Consider the following 21,578-nt stretch of genomic DNA (forward strand, 5'->3'; position numbering starts at 1 on the left):
GGCCCGCACAAGTTACGGCCCTGCCTCAACTGATTCTCAGGCGCGCCAATGAGTTGCCCGGCTGGGAACAAATATTCTGTCCGGCCGCCGAATATTCGCCCGCGAACTGGTAACGAAGCCCCCGCTGCGTTGTTGAGTGTTACTTGCCTTTCAAAAGCCCCTCCGCATGTTTAAATCCCCCGACAAAGCCCCCAAGCAATACACGCCCGGCGAGGCCCTGCAAAAAATCGCCGCCTTCTGCGCCTACCAGGAGCGCACTCAAAAGGAGGTGGAGCAAAAGCTAAAATCCTACGGCCTCGACGAGGACGAAGCTGGCGAAATCATCATCCGCCTGAGCCGCGAAAAGCTGCTGGACGAGGAGCGGTTTGCGCAGGCTTTCGTGCGCGGCCATTACCGGAACAAGAAGTGGGGCCGCCGCCGCATCATGCAGGAATTAAAACAGAAAGGCATCAGCGAATACTGCATCAAATCGGGCATGAAGGAAATTGACGGCGAAGAGTACTACCAAAACCTGGTGGAGGTAATGGAGAAAAAGGACCGCCAGGAAAAGGAGAAAAACCCGCGCGTGCGCCGCATGAAAATCTCGCAGTACCTGACGGGAAAAGGCTATGAGCAGGATTTGATAAAAATGGCGCTCGATGAGCTGGGCAAGGTACCGGAGGATGATGAGTAACCTACACGTAGCGTGGGCTCTGCGAGTCCGCGTCTCGCCGCCACGCGGCGAATAATCGTTGAGATGCGTCGTGTGGCAACCCATTCGCCGCTGCGCGGCGAGACGCGGACTCGCAGAGTCCGCGCTACATTACTGTTTCGGCCCCACCGCCGGCATCACCAATTGCTGGCCCACTATCACGCGGCGGCCGGTGAGGGTGCGTAGCATGGGGACGAGAATTTGCTCGGCGTTGCGCTGCGTCTGGGCCAGAATGCCGGATTGCAGGGCGGCGTTGCGTACTTGCTTTTCGGCGTACTTGTAGCCCTGGTCCACGAGGTCGGCATCCTGAAAAAAGCCATTTTCGGTGCTGAACACGCGGCTTTGGTCGTGGTTCACTTGGAAAGAGCACAGCTCCGGCGCGGGCAGCACCACGCGCACGATGGAGTCGCCCTCGAACACAACGTCCTGCGGGCGGATTTTGCGCAGGTCGAGGCAGCCCACGGCTTCGCCGCCCACCACGAGGGCTACTTTGGCATCGGGCAGCAGCGGGTAGCGGCTGGCCCGGCGGTACTCCACAATGTCTTTGAACTTGTAGCGCACCAGTTCCAGCTTGCCCAGCGCTTCGACCTGGGTGAGCACGGTGTTGTGCGTGACGGTGACTTTGGGCTCCGTATTCAGCGGATTGAGGTCGGCGAGTGTGGGGCCAATTTTCTTCCAGAGAAACCACCCCAGCCCCACGAGAAACAACAATGGCAACAGACGGCGAACGAGGCGGACTAGATTCATACAGCGTAAAGTACGCAGGGCGCGGCGCGGTGTTGGGCCGGACACGGGCCTAGCTTTGCAGACCGATGCGCGCTCCGACTTCTTTTCGCTTGCTGGCCCAACGCTTGTGGCGGCACCACCCGGCGCTGCTGGCGGGGCTGTGGGTGCTGGTGCAGCTGGTGCAGCTGCGCAAGTTCCACGGGCCATATTTCGCCAACGACAGCGCCCGTTACCTGGCCTACGCCGCCAACATTGCCGAGCGCGGCTATTTCGAGCCCGGCCACAACCTGCGCTACGTGCTCTACCCGCTGTTCCAGAGCCTGTGGCTGCGGCTGGGCCTGGGCTGGTGGGGAATAGTGGCCGGCCAGATGGCCGTTTCGGCGCTGGCCACGCGGGCCATCTACCAAGGCACGCGCCGGCTGAGCCACGGCCAACGCGGCGCGGCGGCGCTTGCTACGCTGCTTTTCATCGCCTGGCCTGATATTCAGCCCTTCAACGTTTTCCTCCTTACAGAGTCGTTGTTTATCAGTCTGGTGGCACTGTCGTTCGGGGCCTTCACTAAGCTGCAAAGCGGCCGACGAAAAGACTGGCTGGGGCTGATTATTGTACTGATATTAACCGCCTTGGCCCGTCCCAACGGCTTTCTGGTGGCACTGGCCGCCGTCCTGGCCGGCCTCGATGCCTTGCGCCGGGCCCCCGACCACCGGCCGTGGCGGGCGGCATTGGTTGGCCTGGTGCTACTCTCGCCCCTGCTGTGGGTGGCCCTCAACCATCAGCTTGCCACCTACTACCTGATGGATACCTACCAGCGCGGCGAGCTTATTTTCCGTTACCAGCTGTGGGCTGTGCACCAGGCCGCGCCGCTCAACATGCCGCCACCCGACACCGGCCCGGTGGCGCGGGTGGTGTATTTTGGGGCGCATAATCCGTTGTATCTGGGCCGTTTGATGCTGGGCAAGCTGTTCGTATTCGTCAGCTACCTCAAGCCGCACTACTCGCTGGCGCACCGGATTATCGGCGTGGTGGTGCTGTGGCCGGCTTACTGGCTGGCGGCGCGCGGCGCACGGCGGATGGAAGTTTGGCGGCCGGCACGGGTGTTTCTGGCGGCCATTTTCCTGCTGCAAACGGCCATCATCATGCTCACCGTCGATGATTGGGACGTGCGGTTTCTGGCCCCGGTGCTGACGGTGGTATTCGTGCTGGCCTCGCTGGAAATAGCCGGCTGGTGGGCTGGCCGGAAGCCGGCTGCGGTTTAGCGCTTGCTCCCGAACCGCTCCTGCCACCCGGCCCACGCCTGTTGCCCGCCAGTATGGATGGCTACCACCGTGCTGCCCCGCCGGAAATAGCCCTTCGCAATCAAATCCAGCACGCCAAACAGCAGCTTGCCGGTATAAATTGGGTCGAGCAACACGCCATGCCGAACCTGAAACTGCTGAATAAACGCTAGCAGTTCGGCCGAGTATTTGGCATAACCACCGAAGTGATAATCGGTCTGGAGCGAATAATTATCGAAAGCCTGCCCAGCTGCCGCCTGGGTCAGCGCATCGATTTCAGCGCGCAAAAAGCCACCGTTTTTCAATGCGGCCACGCCCACAGCGTGCTGCTGCCCAGCCAGGCCGGTGAGCAAACCGGCCAACGTGCCGCCGGTCCCTACCGCCACGGCCAATGCATCGAACGCAACCTTCTGCTGAATTTCGGCCACCAGCTCGGCGCAGCCGGACAGGGCCAGCTCATTCGTACCGCCCTCGGGCAGCACGTAGGCCGGGCCGAAGCCAGCCAGCTGTTCTGCTATAAACTCCGGCTCGGCCCGGCGGCGGTAGGCCGTGCGGTCGAGGTAATGCAGGGACATGCCATCGGCGACGGCCTGGGCCAGCGTGGGATTTAGCGCAGCTCCAACCGCTGGCTCATCGCCCCGAATCAGGCCAATGGTGCGAAAACCCAAGAGCCGGCCGGCTGCCGCCACCGCCGCAATGTGATTGGAGTACGCCCCGCCAAACGTGAGCAGCGTGTGGTGGCCCTGCTCCCGCGCCGCCATCAGGTTATACTTGAGCTTGCGGGCCTTGTTGCCGGGCAGGTCCGGGTTCACTAGGTCGTCGCGCCACAGCAGCAGGCGCACGCCGTGCGCAGCGGCCACAGGCTCATCAAGCAGCTGGAGCAAGGATAAAGCAGGCATCGGAGCGGCGGTAAAAGGAGAAAGGGGACCGAAGAAACCGCGTTTCTCCCATCCCCTTTTCCTGATTTCTTACAACGCGGAAACTATGCCAGCACCGGCGTATCAGCCAGCTCGTCGCCGCTGCGCTCGCGGCGACGGGCCACGTACACGCCCGTGCCCACCAGCAGCAGCAGCAGCGCGATGCTGGCCGCCAACGACACGCCATTGCCCACGGCGTAAGCCTTCGGCTCAAACTTGAACTCGATGGTGTGCGCGCCAGCCGGCACTTGCAGCGCCCGCAGCACGTAATCGGCGCGGATGTGCGGCACCGGCTTGCCATCAATGAAGGCCTGCCAGCCGTCGGCGTAATAGATTTCCGAGAACACCACCAGGCCATCGTGGGTGGCATTGCAGCGGTATTTCAGCTCGTCGGGACTGTAATTGGTGAGGGCAATGTTGGAGCCGGCAATATCGTAGGTCGCGGCTTTTTGCTGCGGGAACTTGCTGGCATCTACCACGGCCTCGGTGGCCGGGCTCAGGGTGCTGAGGGCGGCCATTTCTTGGTCGGGGGTGTTCACGGTCTTCACTTGGCTCACAAACCAGGCATTGCCCAACGCGCCGGGGTTGCGCTGCACCGGCTGCTTGGCGTCACCGGTGATGAGGTAGCGCATGTTCAGCATGTTGAGCACCTGCTGGTTGTTGTTCGCAATCTGGCGCTCAATCAGGTCCTGGTAGCGGCGCAGCTTGGCCCCGTGGTAGCCCCCGATGCTCTTGTGGAAGTACGAGGTTTGGGCTTCGTTGAAGGGATTTTGCACGTTGAGCACGCGGTAGCTCAGGTCTTTATCCTGCAAAATCATTTGGTCGGCCGCGGTAGGCTGGAATTCCTCGGCAATGGTTTCGCGCTGGAATTTATTGTCGCCGAGGTAACGCTTGTCCACGCCCCACAAGTCCACCAGCACCAGCACCACCATAATGGCCGCCGCCGGCACCAGTTTCAGCTGGCCTTTCAAATGGAAATACAGCACGCCCAACGCCGCGCCGATGAACAGCAACCCACGCCACACGTCGTTGCGGAGCAAGTCGGCCCGGTCGGCGCGCAACGCGCCCAGCAGCTGCGGCGTGAAGCCCTGCTTGGTCAGCTCGCCATCCACGGGGGCCGCAAAATCGAAGCTGAAACTGGCCAGATACGCCAGCACACACAGCCCGGCCGCGATAGCACCGGCATACAGAACCTTGGGCAGCAAAGCCGCCGCATCAGCCGAAATCGGGGCCTTGGTACCCGGCAACGCAGGGGCCGTAGCCGGACGGGGCCGCAGGATACGGCTCAGCGCCAGCGCGCCCAGAATGGGCATGGCCAACTGCGCAATCACCAGCGCCATGCTCACGGCGCGGAATTTATTGTAACCCGGCAGCAGGTCGAAAATCAGGTAATTGAACGTCTCGAAATTCTTGCCCCAAGCCAGCAGAATGGAAAGAATAGTGCCCGCCAGCAGCCAGTAGCGCGTGCGCTTCTCCACCACAAACAGCCCCAGAATAAACAAAAAGCACACCACCGCGCCCATATACACCGGCCCGGCCGTGTAGCTCTGCTGGCCCCAGTAGGTGGGCATCGAGCCCAAATATTCCTGCGGCAGGCCGGCTTTGGCCAGGTTAGAATCAGTGCTGAGCGGCATGGAACTGGCCCCGCCGTAGAAGTTGGGAATCAGCAGCGTGATGGTTTCGCCCACGCCGTAGCTGTACTGGAAAGCGTAGTCGCGGTCCACGCCCGAACCTTCGTCCTCCGTTTTGGGAGCCGGAGCCTCGCCGGGCGGGGTTGGGGCCGGCGTTTTCAGTTCGCTCGGGCCGCGGTTGCTGTACTTGCTGTATTCGGCAGTGGTATAAAGGCGGCCAAAGCTCACGCCCACGGCCAAAGCCGCGCCCAGTGCCAGCAGCGCCGTGCGCTTGGCAAACTCGGGCAGGCGGCCCGCCCGTGCGGCCGACACCAGTTCGATAATTCCAAAAATGGCTACCAGCAGCAGCAGGTAATAGGTAATCTGCAAGTGGTTGACGTGCACATTCAGCGTAAGGCCCACGGCAAACAGGGCCGCGCCCAGCCACTTATCGCGGCGGTACGTCACCAGCAAGCCGCCCAGCACCAGCGGCGCGTAGGCCAGGGCCAGGCTCTTGGTGTTGTGGCCGGCGGCCAGAATGGCCAGGTTGTAGCTCGAAAAACCCAGTGCCACCGCGCCTGCCACCGCAATGAGCGGCCGCACGCCCAGCGCCACCAGCAGAATGTAGCCACAGAGCAGCGCCAGAAACAAGTTGGCCACCACAGCGGGCAGGCCCAGCGTCATGGCTTTCTGCAAATACCCCGACCAGTCGCCCGGAAAGTGCAGGCTGATGAGATAGGTCGGCATGCCCGAGAACATAGAATTCGTCCACAGCGCTTCCTTGCCCATGGCTTTGGCATATTCCTGCGCTTCGTGCGCCCCGCCTTGGAACTGGGTTATGTCGTGCTGGGCCAGCGTCTTGCCATCAAACATGATGGGCGCGAAATACGCGCAGGCCAGCACCACGAAAAACAGTACCGCCAGCACGTGCGGCAAAGCCCGCTGCCACCACGGCGCGGACGAAACAGAAGGAGCAGAAACAACAGCAGCCATCAGGGCAATTTTGGGGAAAATGAAAACGTGCCCGAAGGTACAGTAGAACTATGCTATAGCTTCCACGGCACGGTTTTACAACGCAAAAAGAGGTTCCGCCAAGTGACACGAATGTCAGCCCGACGAAACCTCTTTATTACCTCAAAAAGCTCAACCCCTCTATTTTACCTCCTCAAAATCAACGTACTCCCCACCTTTGAAATCGTGGGACTGGTTACCATAGCTGGCCGTAGGCGGCACGTAGTCCACCCGCACTTCGCCGGGTCGGGAAGTGGGTCCGCTCTCGGGCCGCGTCTGGGGCGGCACCACAAAGCCCCCGTTGCGCATCTGCTTGCGCACAAAGCCGCTCAGCGCCAGCCGCAGCACAATGGGCAGCAGGTAACGAACCGCGAAAAAAATCAGAATGAAAATGAGCCAGAATTTCATGTAGTCAAAAACGTAAACGCCACCGCAAAGTACGGTCAGCGCCTGCTGACGTGCGAACGGCGCTTTTGCTTTGTGCCAACGCCCGGCTTGTTCTTATCGGTTCCGCAAGGCCCGCGCCACCGCCCCGGCCACCAAGCCACCTACGGTGTACCACGCCACCGTCATGGCCTGGGTTTGAGGCGTGCGGTTGGTGGGAGCCGTGCCCAGGCCCATTGGCCCGGGCAGCAGCACGCCGCCCACCCCAGCCAGCGCCCCCAGGGCCAGGCCACGCGCCAGCGCGTGCCGGCCACTGCCCACCATGCTGTAATACAAGCCGTTGCTCAGCACATCGCCGGCCATTGTCATATTAAATAAGGTGTGGGTATCGGGCTGCGGAGCGTCCGCTTTGCCGAGCAGCTTGCGCAGGCCGCGCATGCCCAGCACATCCATGCGGGGCGCATCTTCGGGGCGAAGCCGGCGGGCCGTTTCGTGCAACAGCGTCAGGGCCACAGCACCGGCCAGGCCAGCAGTCAGAGAGGGAAGTAATTTCATGGGTCGACAGTTTTGTTCCGATTGCAAACGCACGGCGCGGGGTTCGGTTGCTAAATTTTTCTCTGCCAGTGGTTGCGTGGCTTCCGGCGTATTGCCTATCTTTGCAGCCCCTTCCAAAACCGTTGGTCGGGCACAAGCCGATTTAGCTCAGTTGGTAGAGCAGCTCATTCGTAATGAGCAGGTCGTTGGTTCGAGTCCAATAATCGGCTCACACATTCACACCCAGAGCACCCGGAAAATACCTTCTCACGTCGTGGAAGGGGTTTTCCGGGTTTTTTGCGTCTGGGGGTCTCGGTCCTCCACGACGCGAAATCGGGGGTTCCCTACGCGAGGGACGCCCCCCTTAACGCCCCCCGTGTATGGTTACCCAATTTGTGTTGCGAACCGACAAGAAAGACAAGGCCGGAAAGTGTCCGGTGCATCTGGTAGTGTACTTCGACGGTGCCCGTCTGAAATGCGCTACCGGTGAGAAATGCAAGGCCAGCGACTGGAACGCTGACCGGCAAAAGTTCCGCGCTTCTTACCCACTAGCGGAAGAAGCAAACCAGTTGCTGGTGCGGCTGGCGGCTGATACCCTGGCGTGGTGGCGTAAGCTACGGGCAGCTGGCGAAGCCCCTACCCTGGCAGGCCTGCGCGAAGTGCTGCGGCCCAAACCCGAGCCGGAAGCGGCGGTAGTCGAGCAGGAGTCCGTGACGGTTTGGTATGACGAATACCGCCGGTCAATGAAGGCACGGGGGTATGCGTTCGAAACGCTGCGCCATAATCTGGTTACCCGCAACTGGATGGCCTGCTTTGAGAAGTGGTCAGGCGCAATGCTGGACCCGACGACCTATAACATGGCCCTGCATGACCGGCTGATGGTGTACCTGCGGGAAGAAAGAAAGCTGGCTCCTAACTCGGTGGCAACGGCCATCAAGGACCTGAAAACGTTTCTGCGGTGGCTGCGGGACGAGCGGAGCGTGGCCGTGAGCGTGGACATTAGCAAGCTGGTGATAAAGTCGTTTGACACGCCGAAGCTGTACCTGACTGCTGCGGAGCTGGAGCGCATTGCCACGGCGATGCTGCCAGCCAACCTGGTGCCCACGCGGGACATTTTTCTGTTCTGCTGCTACACCGGGTTGCGGTACTCGGACGTGTCGGGCCTGCACCGGGGGCACCTGCACGAATGGGACGGGGGCCGGCTGCTGCGGCTGATGATGAGCAAGACGCGGGCCGGGGTGAGCATCTACCTTACGGCGGCGGCTTCGGCCATCCTGGACAAGTATAACGACCCGGAACGGCTCAAACTGCTGCCGGTGCACCCGAACCAAGTGATGAACAAGTACCTGAAACGGGTGGCCAAGCTGGCGGGCCTGACGGGCGCGGCCGACCTGGTGAGCACGGAGAGCGGCGGCATCGTGCGGGCGGCGGTGCCCAAGTGTGAGCTCGTGACGATGCACACGGCCCGCCACACGTTTGCCACACAAAGCCTGTTGCGCGGGATGCCGGTGGAGGTGCTGCAGAAAGTGCTTGGGCATAAGAAGGTGCAAACCACTCTTATCTACGCCAAGATTATTGAGGACTTCCAGCACCAGACCATGCGCCGGATTTGGGACGGTCAATCGGGCGAGACGGACATGGCAAGCTCCCAGTCTAACCAGATTTGCGACGTTGCGCCGGCCGTGGCCTGAACATAGAGCTTTTGGAAAATGGCGCGTTGCCAGCCGGCCAGTGAAGCTGGTAACGCGCCATTCTGAATGCCGCAACTTGTACGGCTGTTTGGGTATGCTACTGCAAATAGCGAAGCAACATCACACTACCTACGCGAGGGTGTGCACCTATGCCAGCGCAGCACCTGCTGCTGCTAGAGCCATTAGGCCAGCCCCTATGGCTAGCCAAAGCCAATGACGAGGAGGAGATGCGAAAGGTGGTAGCATAGCAAAGGCAGTTGGTGAAGGCAGGAAGTGGGAACCGGGTGCCCGCGCTACTTCCGCAGCAGCCGCACCATTTGCTGGCTGGCTCCCTGCCGCACGCGCAGCAGGTAGACCCCGGCGGCGCGGCCATCGGCCTCGGGCAGGGCCATGGGGCCGGACGCGGCGGACACCGTGCGCCGGGCCAGCACACGACCGGCCGCGTCGGTGAGCGTCAGCTCAACGGGCTGCCCGGCGTCGGGGCCGCTCACCTGCAGCTGGGTGGTTACGCCGGGTTGGGCGGGGTTGGGCCAGGCCGCGGCCCGGAACGTGACCGGGGCACCGCTGACGGCCAGCGTCCGTACGGTGGAGTAGCTGGCGGTGCCGTCCTGGTCCACCTGCCGCAGGCGGTAGTACACCAGCGGGGCTGCGTAGTGGGTCAGGTTGGCGTCGGTGAGCGAATAGTTGTGGTGCTGGGTGCTGTTGCCCTGGGCCGCCACGCGGCCCACGGGGCGAAACGCGGTGCCGTCGGGGCTGGCTTCGGCTTCGAAATAGGCGCTGTTCTTTTCCGAAGCCGTGGCCCAGGTCAGGTAGGCGGCTTCGCCTTGGCGCTGGGCCGCGAAGGACACCAGTTCCACGGGCAGGGGCTGGGTGGTGTTGCTGACGGTGAGCACGCCCAACTGCGAAGCGTTGGCCGTGAAGCTGCGGGCGCTGGCATTGGCGGCGCTGCCCTGCGGGCTCCAGGGGCCACTGGGCTGGTCGGCGCGCCAGAGCTTCGCCGGGGTGGTGGCCACAAAGCCGTTGTCGTCGTCGGCGACCCAGCTCAGGGTGACCGACACCGGAGCGGTCGGGGCCAGCGCCGCGGACACGCGCCACACCCGGTCGATGCCTTTGGCGGTACCGGCCAGGTTCTGGCCGTAGCTCACGCCCACCGTTTGCAAGCCGGCGGTACGGGTCACCGTGACGGGGCCCATGTTTTGGCCGCCCGAATTGAGCACGAACCCAAGGCCAAAATCGACCGAACCGGGGCCGGCCACGGTGCGGCTCACGCGCAAATTGCCCTGCACGTAGTGGCCCGGTCCTTCGCCTGCCACGGTGGCCCCGGCGGGCAGGCTGAGCGTGGCCGTCGCGGCCGTGCGAATGCTGCCGGCCGTGAGCGTGAGGCCGGTAAGCGCGGTGAGGTCGGTGGGCAGGTCCACCCGGGTGCCGCCCGCGGTGGACTTGCTGACCACGAGTTGGCCCACGGTACCGCCGGCCAGGTCCACGGTCTGGTTGGTGGTTCCGTTCAGCAGCAGGGTGCCGGTGGTGGCCGTGGTGGGGCCGGTGTTGCTCAGGTTGCTGGTTACCGCTAAGGTGCCGGTGCTCAGGTCGAGCGCGGCGGGAGTGGTGCTGGTCAGGTCGCCGCGCACGGTGGCCGCGCCGGTGGTGCGCAGCAGGGCCGCGCCGGTCTGGCGCAGGTGACCATTCACGACGAGGGTGCCCCCGGCATTGACGAACAGGGTACCGCCGGCGCTGGTGAGCACCTGCACGGGGATAACCGGGGCGGTGATGGCAACCGCTACGGCGAAGCGACTGGTGCTTTCGCAGCCGCCGGCGGTTTGGGTGGCGTAATAGGTGGTGCCGTTTACCAGCGCGGTGCTGCCAGCCAACGGGCTGCCGCCCGCACTGGCCGCGTACCACTGAAGGGCCGTGCCAGTGGCCGCCAGGTTCGCCACCGTGGCGCCGCTGCTGAAGCTCTGGCTGGCCGCGCCCGTGGGAGCGGCCGTGTTGGTGATGGTCAGGTCACTCGTGTTGGGGATGGGCGAAAAGCCCGCCGTGGAGGCCACCACCTGTATGCGGTAGCCCGTACCCGAAGCCGTGCCGGCAGGCACCGTGGCACTGATGGTGCCGGTGGCGGCTGTGCTGCTCAGGGTACCGATGGTGACGGGCGCTGCGAACGAGCCGCTGGCGTTGGAAAGCTGTGCCGTGTAGGTGTTGCCGCTACCAATGGTGCCATAGGCCGTGAAGGGTATCGCTACCGCTGAGCCCGCGCACAGTGGCGAGCTAATAGTGCCCGCTTGCACGGCGAGGCCGATATTCACTGTCCAACCCCGCCAGTCGCGATTGGCCGCGGGTGCGGCGCTGCCTCCGTTTGTGGCCGTGCCGTATGCCTGCCCTCCTGGATAGGGGTCGGTCAGATAGGACTGTAGCAGATAGACCGGGTAGTTGGATAGCCCAGTGCTGGTTTCTATTTCCAGCAGTTCCCAGCGGTACTGCGTGCCGCTGGTTAGTAAGGCATTGGCAGCGCTGAAATCGAAGGTGGTGGTACCACCGGGGAATACTTGGTCCGTGCGAGGGGCCGTGGCCAGCGTGGTGGTGCCGGCCGCGTCTTTGAGGCTGGCTTGGACGACGTACTGCCCATTACTGCGAAAGTCGTCGGCCGTGCTGGGAAAGGTAAATACCATCGTCGTCAGCTTGCCGCTACAGGTGGCCGTGAACGACTGCTGATAAGCGGTGTGGAGACCCAATAGCGGGCTGGTGCCGCCCGTGGTATAGGCCAGGGCGCAAGGGGCTTGGGCCAGGGCCAGTGCGGGCAGCAGTGCCAGTACCACCAAGCAGCTAAGCCGGGTAAGCAGCCGCTTGGCGGCAAGAAAACTAGGTGCCATAAAGCAGGATTTCATATTCAAAAAGGGCCGCGAACTAGGGTGTGCGGCTAGGATAGAAGGCCATTCATTTTGCTGGGAAGCCACCGTTGCAAGCGACCTGCTCGTAGCTGGGCCGGTTTACAGTCAGAAAGAATGCACAGGCAACACACGCAGGCAGTCACACGGAAACGACAAGGCTGGTTATTTCAGCCGCACAATTTGCAGATTGCTGCTGCCGTCGGTGCTGGTGTAGCTGGTGACAGTAGAGGACCAAGACTGGCCGCGAAGCGTAATCTGGTCGCCGGCTGCCAGGTAGATGATAGTATTGACTGCCCCCCGATTGCGGTAGTAGTTGGCGTTATTGACGCTATTGTAGTCGAAAGTGCTGAGCGCGTAGGGGCTTGAGCTACTGGGTGTCAGCGCATTGCCGATAGCGTTGTTCTTATCTAGGAAGAACTGTATCCCTACCGGAGTGAATCCCCCACCGCTGGTTACGGCGATTATCTGGGCCGATACCTGATACCAGCCCGCGCCGGTGCTGCCGACCGTAAACACGGTGCCGTTCCAGGTATTACCGCCCGTGAGGGCGGCATTGGGGCTGTTGTTGCTCGAAAAAACGAGTGGTACAAAGGTGTTGGTGCCGTTTAACGCCGAAACCGTTTGTGACGACGTGACGGAAGTGCTCAATTCAATGCTAGGGTAGGCGGCCGAAGCGCTGGGCGTTGTCCACTGCGTATTGTAGTTATTGCCGTCTACTTTGCTGAGCACCTGCCCGGCCGTGCCGCCGGTGGGCACGCCCTGGCCGGCGGGGCCTGTGGCGCCGGTGCTGCCGGTCGTGCCCTGCGCGCCATTGCACACGTAGCGGGTCAGGGCGGCATTTACCTCGGCCGCGTCGAGCGTGCCGTTGGCGTTGGCGTCGAGGCCGTATTCGGTTTTAAAGCCGCCGGTGGCGCAGTTGGCGCCGGCCGCTTCGGCCGTGGTGCGCACGAGGCTGTTCTTGCCGTCGGCGCCGGCCGGGCCGGTGCTGCCCGCGCCGCTCAGGGCCGCCCAGGCCGTGCCGTTGTAAACATAAAAGCCGGCCGGGGCATCGGTCTGGTACACGAGCAGGCCGGTGGCGGGCTTGTTGGTGGCGGGGTCTTTCACGGCCGCGCGCTGGGCGGCGGTCATGCGCGGCACCAGCAGGCCCTGGGTGGTGGAGTTGGCATCGAGCACGGCCGAGGCATCGGGGGTGGTGGTGCCCACGCCCACGTTGTTTTGGGCACGGGCAACGGTGGCGGCGCCCAGCAGCACGGCGGGCAACAGCCAACGGCGAAAGGCAACGGGGACGCGTAAGAGTTTTTTCACGGTCGGGCGAAATAAGAAGGGGGTAAAAAGCAAACGCCCGGCGGGCGGCCGGGCGTGGGGAAACGGTGGCACAAAGGAGGGCCCCGGGGCGCCGTTTGTCAAGAATTTTGAGCACGAAGCCCTGGTTTTTGAGGTTGGCACGCCGGGGCACGGCCGAACCCGCCGGCTATCTTTGCCCGCTGTGATGAACCAAACCGCCCGCGGGAAGGGTCGCCCGCTGGCGCGGCGATGGGCCTTGCTCGCCTTACTGGTCCTGCTGGCCGGTCACGCTTCGGCGGTGCCCGGCCCGCCCACCCCGCTGCACCACCGCTTCTTTGCCCTGTTGCAGCAGGGCGACTCGGTGTACGCCCGCAAGCAGGGCTACGGCAGTTTCGCGCAGGCCCTGCTCTACTACGACCGCGCCGAACGCCTGGCCGAACAGGCCCAGGACTCCCTGTTGCTGGCCGAGGCCGTGTTTGCCCGGGCCCGGGTGTACGACGCGTGGAACCACGAACCCCAAAAAACGGTGCGCTACTTTCAGCAGGCCGCCCGGGGCTTTGCGCACCTGCCGGGGCAGTGGCGGCGCTATTTCTACGCCCGCTTCCTGGTGGCCCACGCCTACGACAAGTTGCCCGACAGCCTGCGCGCCGTACAGGCCCTGCGGCAGCTGAACCGCGAGTTGGCGGCGCGCCCCGACTCGGTGCGGCGGCAGGTGCCCAGCACCGTCGAAATGGCGCTCAGCGCCACCCAAATTGGCAACTACGGCCTGGCCGATACCCTGCTCCGAAAGCTGGTGCGGCGGGCCTGGGTGCGCAACGACCCCAACACGTACAACTACCTCGACGACTACTACCTGGTGCAAGCCCGCCTCGACGTGCTCTACCGCCGCCCCGGCCGGTACTCGCCCTACCTGGATTCGCTGCGGGCGGCCTTTGCCCGCATTCCCAGTCCGCCCGAGCGGGAATACCACGGCCGCTTGCTGGCGGAATTGCTGGCGGCGGCCGGTGCGTACCGCGCCGCCTACGCCTACGCCGATACCAGCCGGCGCATGTACAACCACCTGAACAACGACGGCGACGTGGCGCAAATGGGCCGGGTGCTGGCCGAATCGGAAAGCCAGCGGCAGGCAATGGCCGAAGCCCGGCAGCAGGCACGCCAGCGGGCGTTGGTCGGGCTCAGCCTGGGGCTGGCCGTCATCAGCGTCTTGTGCTTCTACCTGTACCGGCAGGGGCGGCGGGCCCGGCAGCAAGCCGCGGCCCTGGCCACCGCCAATCAGCACCTCGACGAGCAGGCCGCCGAAGTGGGGCTGCTGAACAAGGAAATCCAGCACCGCGTCAAAAACAACCTGCACATGGTCTACAGCCTGTTGCAGATGCAGGAGCGCCGCACCGACAACGAGGAAGTTATTTCGCAGCTCCAGGCGGCCCGGCTGCGGGTGGAGAGCATTGCGGCCCTGCACAACCAGTTGCTGAACGGAGCCGGGGCCGAAGTCAACCTGGCGGCGTTCCTCAAGGGCCTCGTTTCGTCGGTGGTGAGCTGCCTGGCCAACGACCGGCAGGTGGTTACCCACCTCCAAACGGAGGGCTTGCAGTTGCCGCCCAACGGCTATTTGCCGCTTTCGCTCATCCTCAACGAATGGGTCACCAACAGCATCAAATACGCCGCCACCGACGCGCCGTTCCTGGAGATACGCGTGACGGTGCACAACACGCCGGCCGAAGTGTGCCTGGAGTACGAAGACAACGGCCGCGTGCCCGCCGCTGCCGCGGTGCCGGGCCTGGGCACCCAAATCATTACGCTGCTTACCCGGCAGCTGGGGGCCACGCTGCGCGCCGCGCCGGGCCACCCCTACCACTACTACCTCCGCATGCCGCATGGACTCCGCACCTAAAATCAACCTGCTGGTCGTCGAGGACGAGGCCCTGATTGCCGAAAGCCTGCGCCTGACCCTCGAAGACTTGGGCTACGGCGTGCTGGCCACGTGCTACACGTTTGCCGAGGCGCAGCAGGCGTTTGCCGGGCCGCGCCCCGACCTGGTGCTGTTGGACATCAACCTGGGCGGTGGGCCCCAGCAGTCGGGGCTGGAGTTGGCGCAGCAGTTGCGCGACGCCCAAGGCCCGCCCTTTCTGTTTCTGACGGCCTACAACGACTTCGACACCATCCGGCAGGCGGCGCGGCTGCAACCCAGCGGCTACCTCATCAAGCCCGTGAACAGCGCCGCGCTGTTCGCGGCCATCCAAACGGCCATTGAGCGCGCCGCCGCGCACCAGGCCGCGCCCCTGCCGGACCCGAACGCGCCGGCGGCACCGGTGCCGGAATTTTTCTTTGTCAAGCGCGGCGCCTTCACGCACAAGCTGTACTGGCGCGACGTCGCCAGTTTGGAAGCCGGCAAAAATTACGTTACGCTCCGGGCTCCGGCCCAGCGCCTGAGCCACGCCATCCGCGGCTCGTTGTACTATGTGCTTGACCAGCTGCTGCCCCCGGGCTTGCAGGACTCTTTCATTCGCGTGAACCGCCGCACCAGCCTCAACGCCGCTTTCATCACCGGCTACGACGACGAACACGTGTACTGCGCAGGGGAAGCCTACGAAAACGGCCGCATGGCCCAGGAACAGTTGCAGCGGCTACGGCTAAAATAGTTGCACACCTAACTGAGCTGGCAAAGTTTAGCATCCAATTGCGCGAAGGTGGCCTTTGCCTTACTTCAGCTATGCTTTAGCTACGATTCAGGGCACGGGAAACCTCGGCCTCGGGGAGGTGGGTGTATTGGCAGAACTCGGCTACGGACACGTAGGCGCGGGCGGGCTTATCGAAGTGCTTCCGGATGCGTTGGAGCAGCACCTTGGCGGTGCTGTATTTGGTGCCGGTAAGCTGGGCTGCCTCCTTCGGGCAGATGCAGACCTGGGGCATAATGGGAGGGTTTTGGGTAAAAGTGGCAGGCTAAGATACAACCGCTAAAGCCGGGCCGTAGGTTCGGCCTATGTTGTGCAAAAGGATTATTTCGAGGGTGAGCGGGCTAGTGCTGGCTGGGGCGTTGGCGGGCGGCTGCATTGGCAGCCGGTCCGATGACTTTCCGGCTTCTTCGCTGACCGTGCGCGCTACGGCTGCCGCTGAGGCGGCCCGGGTGGTGCGCGTCATCGACGGGGACACTTACATCGTGCTCTCGGGCTCCAGCTCTTACCGGTTGCGGCTGCTGGGCGTGGATGCGCCGGAGCATGACCAGGCGTTTGGGCTACAGGCAACGGATTCGGTGGCGCGGCTGCTGGCTCCGGGGCGGATGGTGCTGGTGGCGCGGGCCGGAATGGACCTGTACGGCCGGACGCTGGGGGCGGTGCTGCTGCCGGTGTCGACGGTGGCAGCTGCGGGGCGGGCAGTGCCGCTGGATTCGCTGCTGGTGGTGCGCGGGTGGGCCTGGGCCTACGACCCGAGCCGGACGGTGGCCGGGCGGGCGGCGCAACAACAAAGCGCGCAACGCGCCGGCAGGGGGCTCTGGAAATGCGGCATGGCCGCGGCGGTGCCGCCTAAGTTGTGGCGGTCCTTTAATAACGAAATCAAGCGGCGCTACCGGGTTGGCTGCATCAAGTGGTGCGCGGGGATAAGGTGGTTGTGGTGACGGTGGACGACAAGGGCAACGAAAACACGGTGCTGGTGTCCATCCCCGCGCAGGCCGGTTATTCTATGTCTCACAACGAGGCAGTGTACCTGCAGCAGTTTGGCACCTACAAAATCCCTGGCTTCGAGCGGGGCGAGTTCCGCGCCTTCGAGGTGGCCGGCGACAGCATGGAGCCGACGATTAACCACCGTGACGTGGTGGTGGCTACCCGGGTAGAGGAGCTACGCCTGTTGGAGCCGGGCGAGGTCTACGTGGTTGTGACGCCCGAATCGGTAATGCTCAAGCGCATCAAGCACCGGCTGCGGTCTGACGATAAAGAGGTCACGCTGTTCTCGGATAACCCCCACCGGCTGCCATATGGAATCGAGACGCGCGACATCATCGAGTTGTGGCGTGTGCGGGGCTACATACCCAGTGCGCCCGACATCACGGTGGAAAGGCTGTGGGAGGTTATCGAGCAGCTGGGCTTTGACCGGGGCGAGGTTCGGAAGCATTTAATTGAAAACAGCACCTCTGGCGCTACCTCTTGAAATACAAAAACCGCTTGCTACCGGACAAGCGTTTGATAATAGGCATTTTACCGAGTGCTTCTTGTTATCGGTGTGAGTCCAATAATCGGCTCCAAATGAAAAGGCCCTGAAACCGCACGGTGGTTTCAGGGCCTTTTCATTTGGCTAAGCCGCTCGCTACGCAGTTACTGAAAAACCCGCCGCGAAGCTGCTACTTGATTAAACGAGGTAACCACGTCTGACACTTCGGCCAGAAACTCCGGCCTGGCCTCAATGTGGTTGCCGACTACTACCACGTCAGCTCCGGCGGCAAGAGCGGCATATACTTTCTCGCCTGAATTCAGCCCACCGCCCACAATCAGCGGCGCACTCACAGCTTCGCGCACGGCCGCAATCATCGCGCCGGACACCGGGTTTTGGGCTCCGCTACCGCCATCGAGGTACATCAGCTTCAATCCTAGCTGTTCGCCAGCCAGCGCGGTGCAGGCCGCAATGCCCGGCTTATTATGCGGCATCGGCGTGGTGCCGCTCATGTAGGAAGCCGTCGTTTGCCGACCCGAATCGACCAGCATGTAGCCCGTAGACAGCAGTTGCAGCCCGCTGGCCTTGAGCCGCGGCGCGGCCACCACGTGCTGCCCAATCAGAAAATCCGGGTTGCGGCCCGAAATAAGCGAGAGCAGCAGCAAGCCATCAGCCGGCCCATCGAGATGCATGCTATGGCTGGGAAACAGCAGCACCGGCACATCGGAATGCGCCTTAATTAACGTGATGAGGGCAGCCTGATGCTCACTAAGCACCAGGCTGCCCCCCACAAAAAAGTAATCAACCGGATGCGTCTCGCTCAGGCTGAGCAGGTGCAGCAGGCTGGTTTCATCTAGGTTGTCCGGATCGAGCAATACGGCCAGCGCTTTGCGGCCGTGCTGCTGCCGGGCGCGCAGCGCATCATAAAGACTTAGGGGGGTTGGACGCATCCGAGGAGTCAGAAGGAGCAGACGAGGCGACGGGAGAAGCCCCGGTTTCGGCCTTGGCGTAGCCGGGAGAAGTCGCAAGGTCGGCATTTTTGTCCGCCGGGAAAAACTCACCTACTTTTTTCGTCACCATGGCCAGCGCTACGGCAGCCGCCTGCGCCACCAGCACCTTGCCCGTATCAGACTGCAAAAAAGCCTGCAGCACCGAGCCTACCATGCGCGAACGCGAATTAGCAGGGCTGGCAGCCGGTGCAGGTTCATCAAAAGCGTGCGAAGCGGGCAAGCGGCGGCTATCATCATAAGGCAAATCCTGGAAGGGGTCTTCCTCAAATTCCTCATCGGCAAAGGTCGTACCGGCAGCAAAAGGAGCAGCAGAAGCATTTTCCGAGGAATAATCTTCCGAATGCGAACCCGTGGAGCCAAAGCCTAGGTCATCGGCTTCATGGGCATGCTCGTGGTGCTCCACAAAAGCGCGGGCCGACTCCTCGGCCGATTTGTGCGCCAGGCCGTCTCCTTTTTTGGCTTTTTTATCCTTTTTCCCCTTACTACTGGAATAGTAGTCGGCTCCAAACTCGTAGTCATGGTCGGCCTCGGCGTATTCAGCTGCACGCGCTTTGCGCTTATGCTTTTTGCCACCAATCAGCTTGGTGATAAGCCATACGCCACCAGCCAGGCCCGCGCCCACCAGTGCCACCTTGCCTACTACTACCGACTGGTCTTTGATGTGGTCCACGTCGCCCCGCAGTGCACGCTCGTATTCCAGTTTTTTGCGTTCGAGAAATTCCTTTTCCTCTTCGAACAAGGGGTTTTGCAACTCACTCATGGTAGGGTTGGCTTAAGCTTGGCGTTTGTCAGATTTATAGATGGTATCCTTGAGCACCTTATTGGCAAGGCCTTGGAAAGCTGTTTTATCAACCCCTACCAACACCAGCACCAGCAGCACCAGGTAGAAGCCGGCCACAATGCCAAAGCCCCAATACGGGCTATCCAGTGCGGCGTTAAGCGCCAGCCCAGCAAAGATGCTCACAAAGATGACGAACAGCAGCCCCAGAATAGCCAGGGTTGCGCCGTGAATGGTACCCACAAAAATGGTGGATACTTTTTGCTGAATTTCCAGCCGAACCAAGTCAATTCGGGTATCGAGGTACCCGGTGAGGTTTCCAATCAGGCTGTCGTTTCGGGGAGTTTTGGAGGTATCGTCGTCGTTGAACATGCGGCGCGAAAATGGAGTGAGACAAGAAAAAAAAGCCCGGCAGTTTCTTTGATTTCGCAGAAAAAAGCAATGGACCGCGCCGGTTCTACGGAAAATTTCGGCGCGCGGCTGACTTTTGCACCCACCTTTGTGTTTGCCGCTAGCGTGAGTCAGAATCATTACCAAGTTCTTGGAGTTGCCCCCAACGCCCCGGCCGCCGATATCAAGCGCGCCTACCGGCAGTTGGTGGTGCGCTATCACCCCGATAAGCACGGCGGCGACATACGCTACGAGGAGCAGTTTAAAGCCGTAGCCGTGGCCTACGGCATCCTCGGCGACCCCGACCGGCGTGCCACCTACGACTTCCAGCTAGCCCAGGCCGCCCGCCGCGCCGCCGAAGCCCAGCGCCAGCAACAGCAGCGGCCCGTCTCGCAGCACGTCTACGGCGTGCCCATGCCACCGCCGGCCCCGCTCCGCACCCGCCCGCCCGCTGGCAGCCGGGAACGGCACTATCAGCGCATTCCCCGCCAGCGCCCCACCTTCAACCGGCGCGACTGGCTGTTCACGCTGCTTTTCATTGCGGGCATCGTGCTTTTTGCAATGGCCGTGAAAGTGACCATGGACCGCGTCTCCGCCAACAGCAACTACGCCGATGGTCTGCGGGCCTACGTTCGCGGCGATTGGTCGGCTGCGTACAACTTCATGGATGAAACCCTGCACTTCCGTCCCGATTACGCTCCCGCCCTACGCCGGCGCGGCGAATTGGCCCGCTTTAGCCTTCAAGACCCCCATGCTGCCCGCGCCGATTTCCAGGCCGCACTTCAGCAACCTCAATCCCGCCGTATCACCGCCGACCTGCTGTACCAATTAGGCCGCTGTGAGGCCGTCCTCGGCCGCGCCAGCACCGCCGACTTCAATTTCACCCGCTCTTTGACCTTCGACAGCACCCGCAGCATCGCCTATCTTGCCAGAGGCGAAACCCGCCTGCTCGACCTGCACCAGCCCGCTTTGGCCGTGGCCGATTTTACCACTGGTCTAAGCCAGTACCAGCGCGCCGGCCGCAAGGCTCCTTGGCACTACGTGCAGCTACGTGGTGTGGCCTTCGCGGCCCTCTCTCGCTACCCCGAGGCACGCGCCGACTATTTCCGTGTAATCCAAGCCAATCCCACCGATGGCCGCACCCACTTTCTGCTCGGAAAGCTGGCGGCTCATACCGGCGATTCCACCGCCGCCTGCGAGTTCTATCGCCGCGCCCTGAGCCTAGGCTACGAATACGCCCGCACCGCCCAAGCCGCCTGCCATTAACGCGCCTCCCATAAACGCAAACAACCGCCGCTAGCCAAAGCCAGCGGCGGTTGCCGAAGTTGCATTCAGAAGCTCGGAAAGCCTTACTGGGGCATCAGCACCGTGTTCACCACATGGATAACACCGTTGCTCTGCAGCACGTCGGCAATAGTAACCGTTGAGATGCCGCCTTTCTCGTCTTTCAATTCAAGGGCTTTGCCTTTCATCATAGCCGTCAGGGTGCCGCCGCTCACCGTTTTGAAGGTAGCCTTGCCACCACCGGCTTTGATGGCTTTTGCGATATCGGCGGAAGTCATACGCCCAGCCACCACGTGGTAAGTCAGGATTTTGGTTAGCGTTGCCTTGTTCTCAGGCTTCACCAGCGTTTCCACCGTGCCAGCGGGCAGCTTGTTGAAAGCCTCGTTGGTAGGAGCGAATACCGTAAAGGGACCAGCACCTTGCAGCGTCTCTACCAAACCAGCAGCTTTCACCGCAGCTACCAACGTAGTGTGGTCTTTCGAATTAACTGCGTTTTCAATAATGTTTTTCGTGGGGTACATAGCGGCACCGCCCACCATCACAGTCTTAGTATTGGCTTGGGCCGAAACAGTAGTAGTGGTAGCAACGCTGAACAAAGCGATGAAGGCGAGCGAAAACAGAGTCTTTTTCATGAATATGAAGAAATGCGTGGGTGTTTTGAATTATGCCTCACCTACGCCACTCCTTCCTCCAGCGGATTGCCCCAGCGGTAAAGTTTTCTACAAACACTAAGAGTAGCAATTCGCCAAATCCATACAAATAACTTGCAATCAATCTCTTAATAATATTCAAAGCGCACAGCTAAGTATATCATTAACCCCACTGCGGCTAAAGCTCTACTCTGGGCGCAGCGGGCAAATCGTAGTGGAAAGAGTTAAAACCCCTACTCAAAGAAGGAAGGCATAACAGCAAAATGCCCCGTCGCTGGCGAAAGCGGCGGGGCATTACTATAAAAGGTTGGCGGCGACC

20 protein-coding genes and 1 tRNA gene are annotated in these 21,578 nt (G+C 62.2%); 9 read left to right on the forward strand and 12 right to left on the reverse strand.

Going from position 1 to position 21,578, the window contains the following annotated elements:
- The first annotated feature begins 166 nt into the window (after positions 1-166).
- A complete protein-coding gene (locus tag ACYVM5_RS07015; RefSeq protein WP_460617410.1) occupies positions 167-673 on the forward strand; it encodes a regulatory protein RecX in 507 nt (168 codons plus the stop codon).
- 129 nt (positions 674-802) lie between these two features.
- Here ACYVM5_RS07015 and ACYVM5_RS07020 read toward each other — a convergent pair whose 3' ends face one another.
- Positions 803-1,438, reverse strand: a complete 636-nt coding sequence (locus ACYVM5_RS07020; protein WP_460617411.1) for a DUF4230 domain-containing protein — start codon at positions 1,436-1,438, stop codon at positions 803-805.
- Between the two features lie 89 nt (positions 1,439-1,527).
- On the opposite strand from ACYVM5_RS07020, the gene ACYVM5_RS07025 reads away from it, so the two are divergent.
- Positions 1,528-2,673: a glycosyltransferase family protein gene (locus tag ACYVM5_RS07025; RefSeq protein ID WP_460617412.1), complete on the forward strand. Its 1,146-nt coding sequence runs from the start codon at positions 1,528-1,530 to the stop codon at positions 2,671-2,673.
- On the opposite strand, the gene ACYVM5_RS07030 is transcribed toward ACYVM5_RS07025, so the two are convergent.
- The 4 genes from ACYVM5_RS07030 to ACYVM5_RS07045 all read right to left on the reverse strand — a co-directional run bounded on the left by ACYVM5_RS07030 (position 2,670) and on the right by ACYVM5_RS07045 (position 7,168).
- Positions 2,670-3,590: a 1-aminocyclopropane-1-carboxylate deaminase/D-cysteine desulfhydrase gene (locus tag ACYVM5_RS07030; protein ID WP_460617413.1), complete on the reverse strand. Its 921-nt coding sequence runs from the start codon at positions 3,588-3,590 to the stop codon at positions 2,670-2,672. The genes ACYVM5_RS07025 and ACYVM5_RS07030 overlap by 4 nt on opposite strands.
- A gap of 83 nt (positions 3,591-3,673) precedes the next feature.
- Complete coding sequence (locus ACYVM5_RS07035; RefSeq protein ID WP_460617414.1) at positions 3,674-6,211, reverse strand: YfhO family protein; 2,538 nt, start codon at positions 6,209-6,211, stop codon at positions 3,674-3,676.
- Between the two features lie 159 nt (positions 6,212-6,370).
- Complete coding sequence (locus ACYVM5_RS07040) at positions 6,371-6,637, reverse strand: DUF4834 family protein (protein ID WP_460617415.1); 267 nt, start codon at positions 6,635-6,637, stop codon at positions 6,371-6,373.
- A 93-nt stretch (positions 6,638-6,730) separates the two neighbouring features.
- Positions 6,731-7,168, reverse strand: a complete 438-nt coding sequence (locus tag ACYVM5_RS07045) for a hypothetical protein (protein WP_460617416.1) — start codon at positions 7,166-7,168, stop codon at positions 6,731-6,733.
- A gap of 136 nt (positions 7,169-7,304) precedes the next feature.
- Here ACYVM5_RS07045 and ACYVM5_RS07050 point away from each other — a divergent pair.
- Both ACYVM5_RS07050 and ACYVM5_RS07055 read left to right on the forward strand, forming a co-directional pair.
- Positions 7,305-7,377, forward strand: a tRNA-Thr gene (locus ACYVM5_RS07050).
- A 150-nt stretch (positions 7,378-7,527) separates the two neighbouring features.
- Entirely contained in the window at positions 7,528-8,838 is a 1,311-nt protein-coding gene (locus ACYVM5_RS07055) for a site-specific integrase (protein ID WP_460617417.1), read from the forward strand.
- 293 nt (positions 8,839-9,131) lie between these two features.
- Here the strand turns inward: ACYVM5_RS07055 and ACYVM5_RS07060 are convergent, their stop codons facing one another.
- A complete protein-coding gene (locus tag ACYVM5_RS07060; RefSeq protein WP_460617418.1) occupies positions 9,132-11,702 on the reverse strand; it encodes a T9SS type A sorting domain-containing protein in 2,571 nt (856 codons plus the stop codon).
- Positions 11,703-11,882: 180 nt separating this feature from the next.
- On the reverse strand, positions 11,883-13,025 hold the full coding sequence (locus tag ACYVM5_RS07065; RefSeq protein WP_460617419.1) for a DUF7151 family protein: 1,143 nt from the start codon (positions 13,023-13,025) through the stop codon (positions 11,883-11,885).
- A gap of 184 nt (positions 13,026-13,209) precedes the next feature.
- Between ACYVM5_RS07065 and ACYVM5_RS07070 the strand changes: the two genes are divergently transcribed.
- Both ACYVM5_RS07070 and ACYVM5_RS07075 read left to right on the forward strand, forming a co-directional pair.
- Entirely contained in the window at positions 13,210-14,895 is a 1,686-nt protein-coding gene (locus tag ACYVM5_RS07070; RefSeq protein WP_460617420.1) for a sensor histidine kinase, read from the forward strand.
- On the forward strand, positions 14,879-15,643 hold the full coding sequence (locus tag ACYVM5_RS07075; RefSeq protein WP_460617421.1) for a response regulator: 765 nt from the start codon (positions 14,879-14,881) through the stop codon (positions 15,641-15,643). The genes ACYVM5_RS07070 and ACYVM5_RS07075 overlap by 17 nt, the downstream gene beginning before the upstream one ends.
- A 76-nt stretch (positions 15,644-15,719) precedes the next feature.
- Here the strand turns inward: ACYVM5_RS07075 and ACYVM5_RS07080 are convergent, their stop codons facing one another.
- Positions 15,720-15,914 (reverse strand): hypothetical protein, encoded by a 195-nt coding sequence (locus tag ACYVM5_RS07080; protein WP_460617422.1) that lies wholly within the window; start codon positions 15,912-15,914, stop codon positions 15,720-15,722.
- Between the two features lie 97 nt (positions 15,915-16,011).
- Between ACYVM5_RS07080 and ACYVM5_RS07085 the strand changes: the two genes are divergently transcribed.
- Both ACYVM5_RS07085 and ACYVM5_RS07090 read left to right on the forward strand, forming a co-directional pair.
- Positions 16,012-16,617, forward strand: a complete 606-nt coding sequence (locus ACYVM5_RS07085) for a thermonuclease family protein (RefSeq protein ID WP_460617423.1) — start codon at positions 16,012-16,014, stop codon at positions 16,615-16,617.
- Complete coding sequence (locus ACYVM5_RS07090) at positions 16,590-17,147, forward strand: S24 family peptidase (RefSeq protein ID WP_460617424.1); 558 nt, start codon at positions 16,590-16,592, stop codon at positions 17,145-17,147. The genes ACYVM5_RS07085 and ACYVM5_RS07090 overlap by 28 nt, the downstream gene beginning before the upstream one ends.
- Positions 17,148-17,311: 164 nt before the next feature.
- On the opposite strand, the gene ACYVM5_RS07095 is transcribed toward ACYVM5_RS07090, so the two are convergent.
- From ACYVM5_RS07095 to ACYVM5_RS07105, 3 genes are read right to left on the reverse strand one after another with little or no spacing between them, the layout of a single operon-like run.
- Positions 17,312-18,097, reverse strand: coding sequence for a geranylgeranylglyceryl/heptaprenylglyceryl phosphate synthase (locus ACYVM5_RS07095; RefSeq protein ID WP_460617425.1), 786 nt, complete (start codon positions 18,095-18,097; stop codon positions 17,312-17,314).
- Entirely contained in the window at positions 18,069-18,917 is an 849-nt protein-coding gene (locus ACYVM5_RS07100; RefSeq protein WP_460617426.1) for a hypothetical protein, read from the reverse strand. Before ACYVM5_RS07100 ends, ACYVM5_RS07095 begins: the two co-directional genes overlap by 29 nt.
- 12 nt (positions 18,918-18,929) lie before the next feature.
- On the reverse strand, positions 18,930-19,307 hold the full coding sequence (locus tag ACYVM5_RS07105) for a phage holin family protein (protein ID WP_198070586.1): 378 nt from the start codon (positions 19,305-19,307) through the stop codon (positions 18,930-18,932).
- 144 nt (positions 19,308-19,451) lie between these two features.
- Between ACYVM5_RS07105 and ACYVM5_RS07110 the strand changes: the two genes are divergently transcribed.
- Entirely contained in the window at positions 19,452-20,591 is a 1,140-nt protein-coding gene (locus ACYVM5_RS07110) for a DnaJ domain-containing protein (protein WP_460617427.1), read from the forward strand.
- A gap of 83 nt (positions 20,592-20,674) precedes the next feature.
- Here ACYVM5_RS07110 and ACYVM5_RS07115 read toward each other — a convergent pair whose 3' ends face one another.
- Positions 20,675-21,241, reverse strand: coding sequence for a fasciclin domain-containing protein (locus ACYVM5_RS07115; RefSeq protein WP_460617428.1), 567 nt, complete (start codon positions 21,239-21,241; stop codon positions 20,675-20,677).
- Between the last annotated feature and the right edge of the window lie 337 nt (positions 21,242-21,578).

It is taken from the genome of Hymenobacter ruber (genome assembly GCF_054783255.1).

Bases quoted from the DNA above. Each gene is read 5' to 3' on its own strand.
- ACYVM5_RS07105 (WP_198070586.1), bottom strand. From the start codon at position 19,307: ATGTTCAACGACGACGATACCTCCAAAACTCCCCGAAACGACAGCCTG.
- ACYVM5_RS07095 (WP_460617425.1), bottom strand. From the start codon at position 18,097: ATGCGTCCAACCCCCCTAAGTCTTTATGATGCGCTGCGCGCCCGGCAG.
- ACYVM5_RS07070 (WP_460617420.1), top strand. From the start codon at position 13,210: ATGAACCAAACCGCCCGCGGGAAGGGTCGCCCGCTGGCGCGGCGATGG.
- ACYVM5_RS07045 (WP_460617416.1), bottom strand. From the start codon at position 7,168: ATGAAATTACTTCCCTCTCTGACTGCTGGCCTGGCCGGTGCTGTGGCC.
- ACYVM5_RS07115 (WP_460617428.1), bottom strand. From the start codon at position 21,241: ATGAAAAAGACTCTGTTTTCGCTCGCCTTCATCGCTTTGTTCAGCGTT.
- ACYVM5_RS07040 (WP_460617415.1), bottom strand. From the start codon at position 6,637: ATGAAATTCTGGCTCATTTTCATTCTGATTTTTTTCGCGGTTCGTTAC.
- ACYVM5_RS07030 (WP_460617413.1), bottom strand. From the start codon at position 3,590: ATGCCTGCTTTATCCTTGCTCCAGCTGCTTGATGAGCCTGTGGCCGCT.
- ACYVM5_RS07060 (WP_460617418.1), bottom strand. From the start codon at position 11,702: ATGGCACCTAGTTTTCTTGCCGCCAAGCGGCTGCTTACCCGGCTTAGC.
- ACYVM5_RS07035 (WP_460617414.1), bottom strand. From the start codon at position 6,211: ATGGCTGCTGTTGTTTCTGCTCCTTCTGTTTCGTCCGCGCCGTGGTGG.
- ACYVM5_RS07075 (WP_460617421.1), top strand. From the start codon at position 14,879: ATGGACTCCGCACCTAAAATCAACCTGCTGGTCGTCGAGGACGAGGCC.
- ACYVM5_RS07055 (WP_460617417.1), top strand. From the start codon at position 7,528: ATGGTTACCCAATTTGTGTTGCGAACCGACAAGAAAGACAAGGCCGGA.
- ACYVM5_RS07015 (WP_460617410.1), top strand. From the start codon at position 167: ATGTTTAAATCCCCCGACAAAGCCCCCAAGCAATACACGCCCGGCGAG.
- ACYVM5_RS07080 (WP_460617422.1), bottom strand. From the start codon at position 15,914: ATGCCCCAGGTCTGCATCTGCCCGAAGGAGGCAGCCCAGCTTACCGGC.
- ACYVM5_RS07100 (WP_460617426.1), bottom strand. From the start codon at position 18,917: ATGAGTGAGTTGCAAAACCCCTTGTTCGAAGAGGAAAAGGAATTTCTC.
- ACYVM5_RS07020 (WP_460617411.1), bottom strand. From the start codon at position 1,438: ATGAATCTAGTCCGCCTCGTTCGCCGTCTGTTGCCATTGTTGTTTCTC.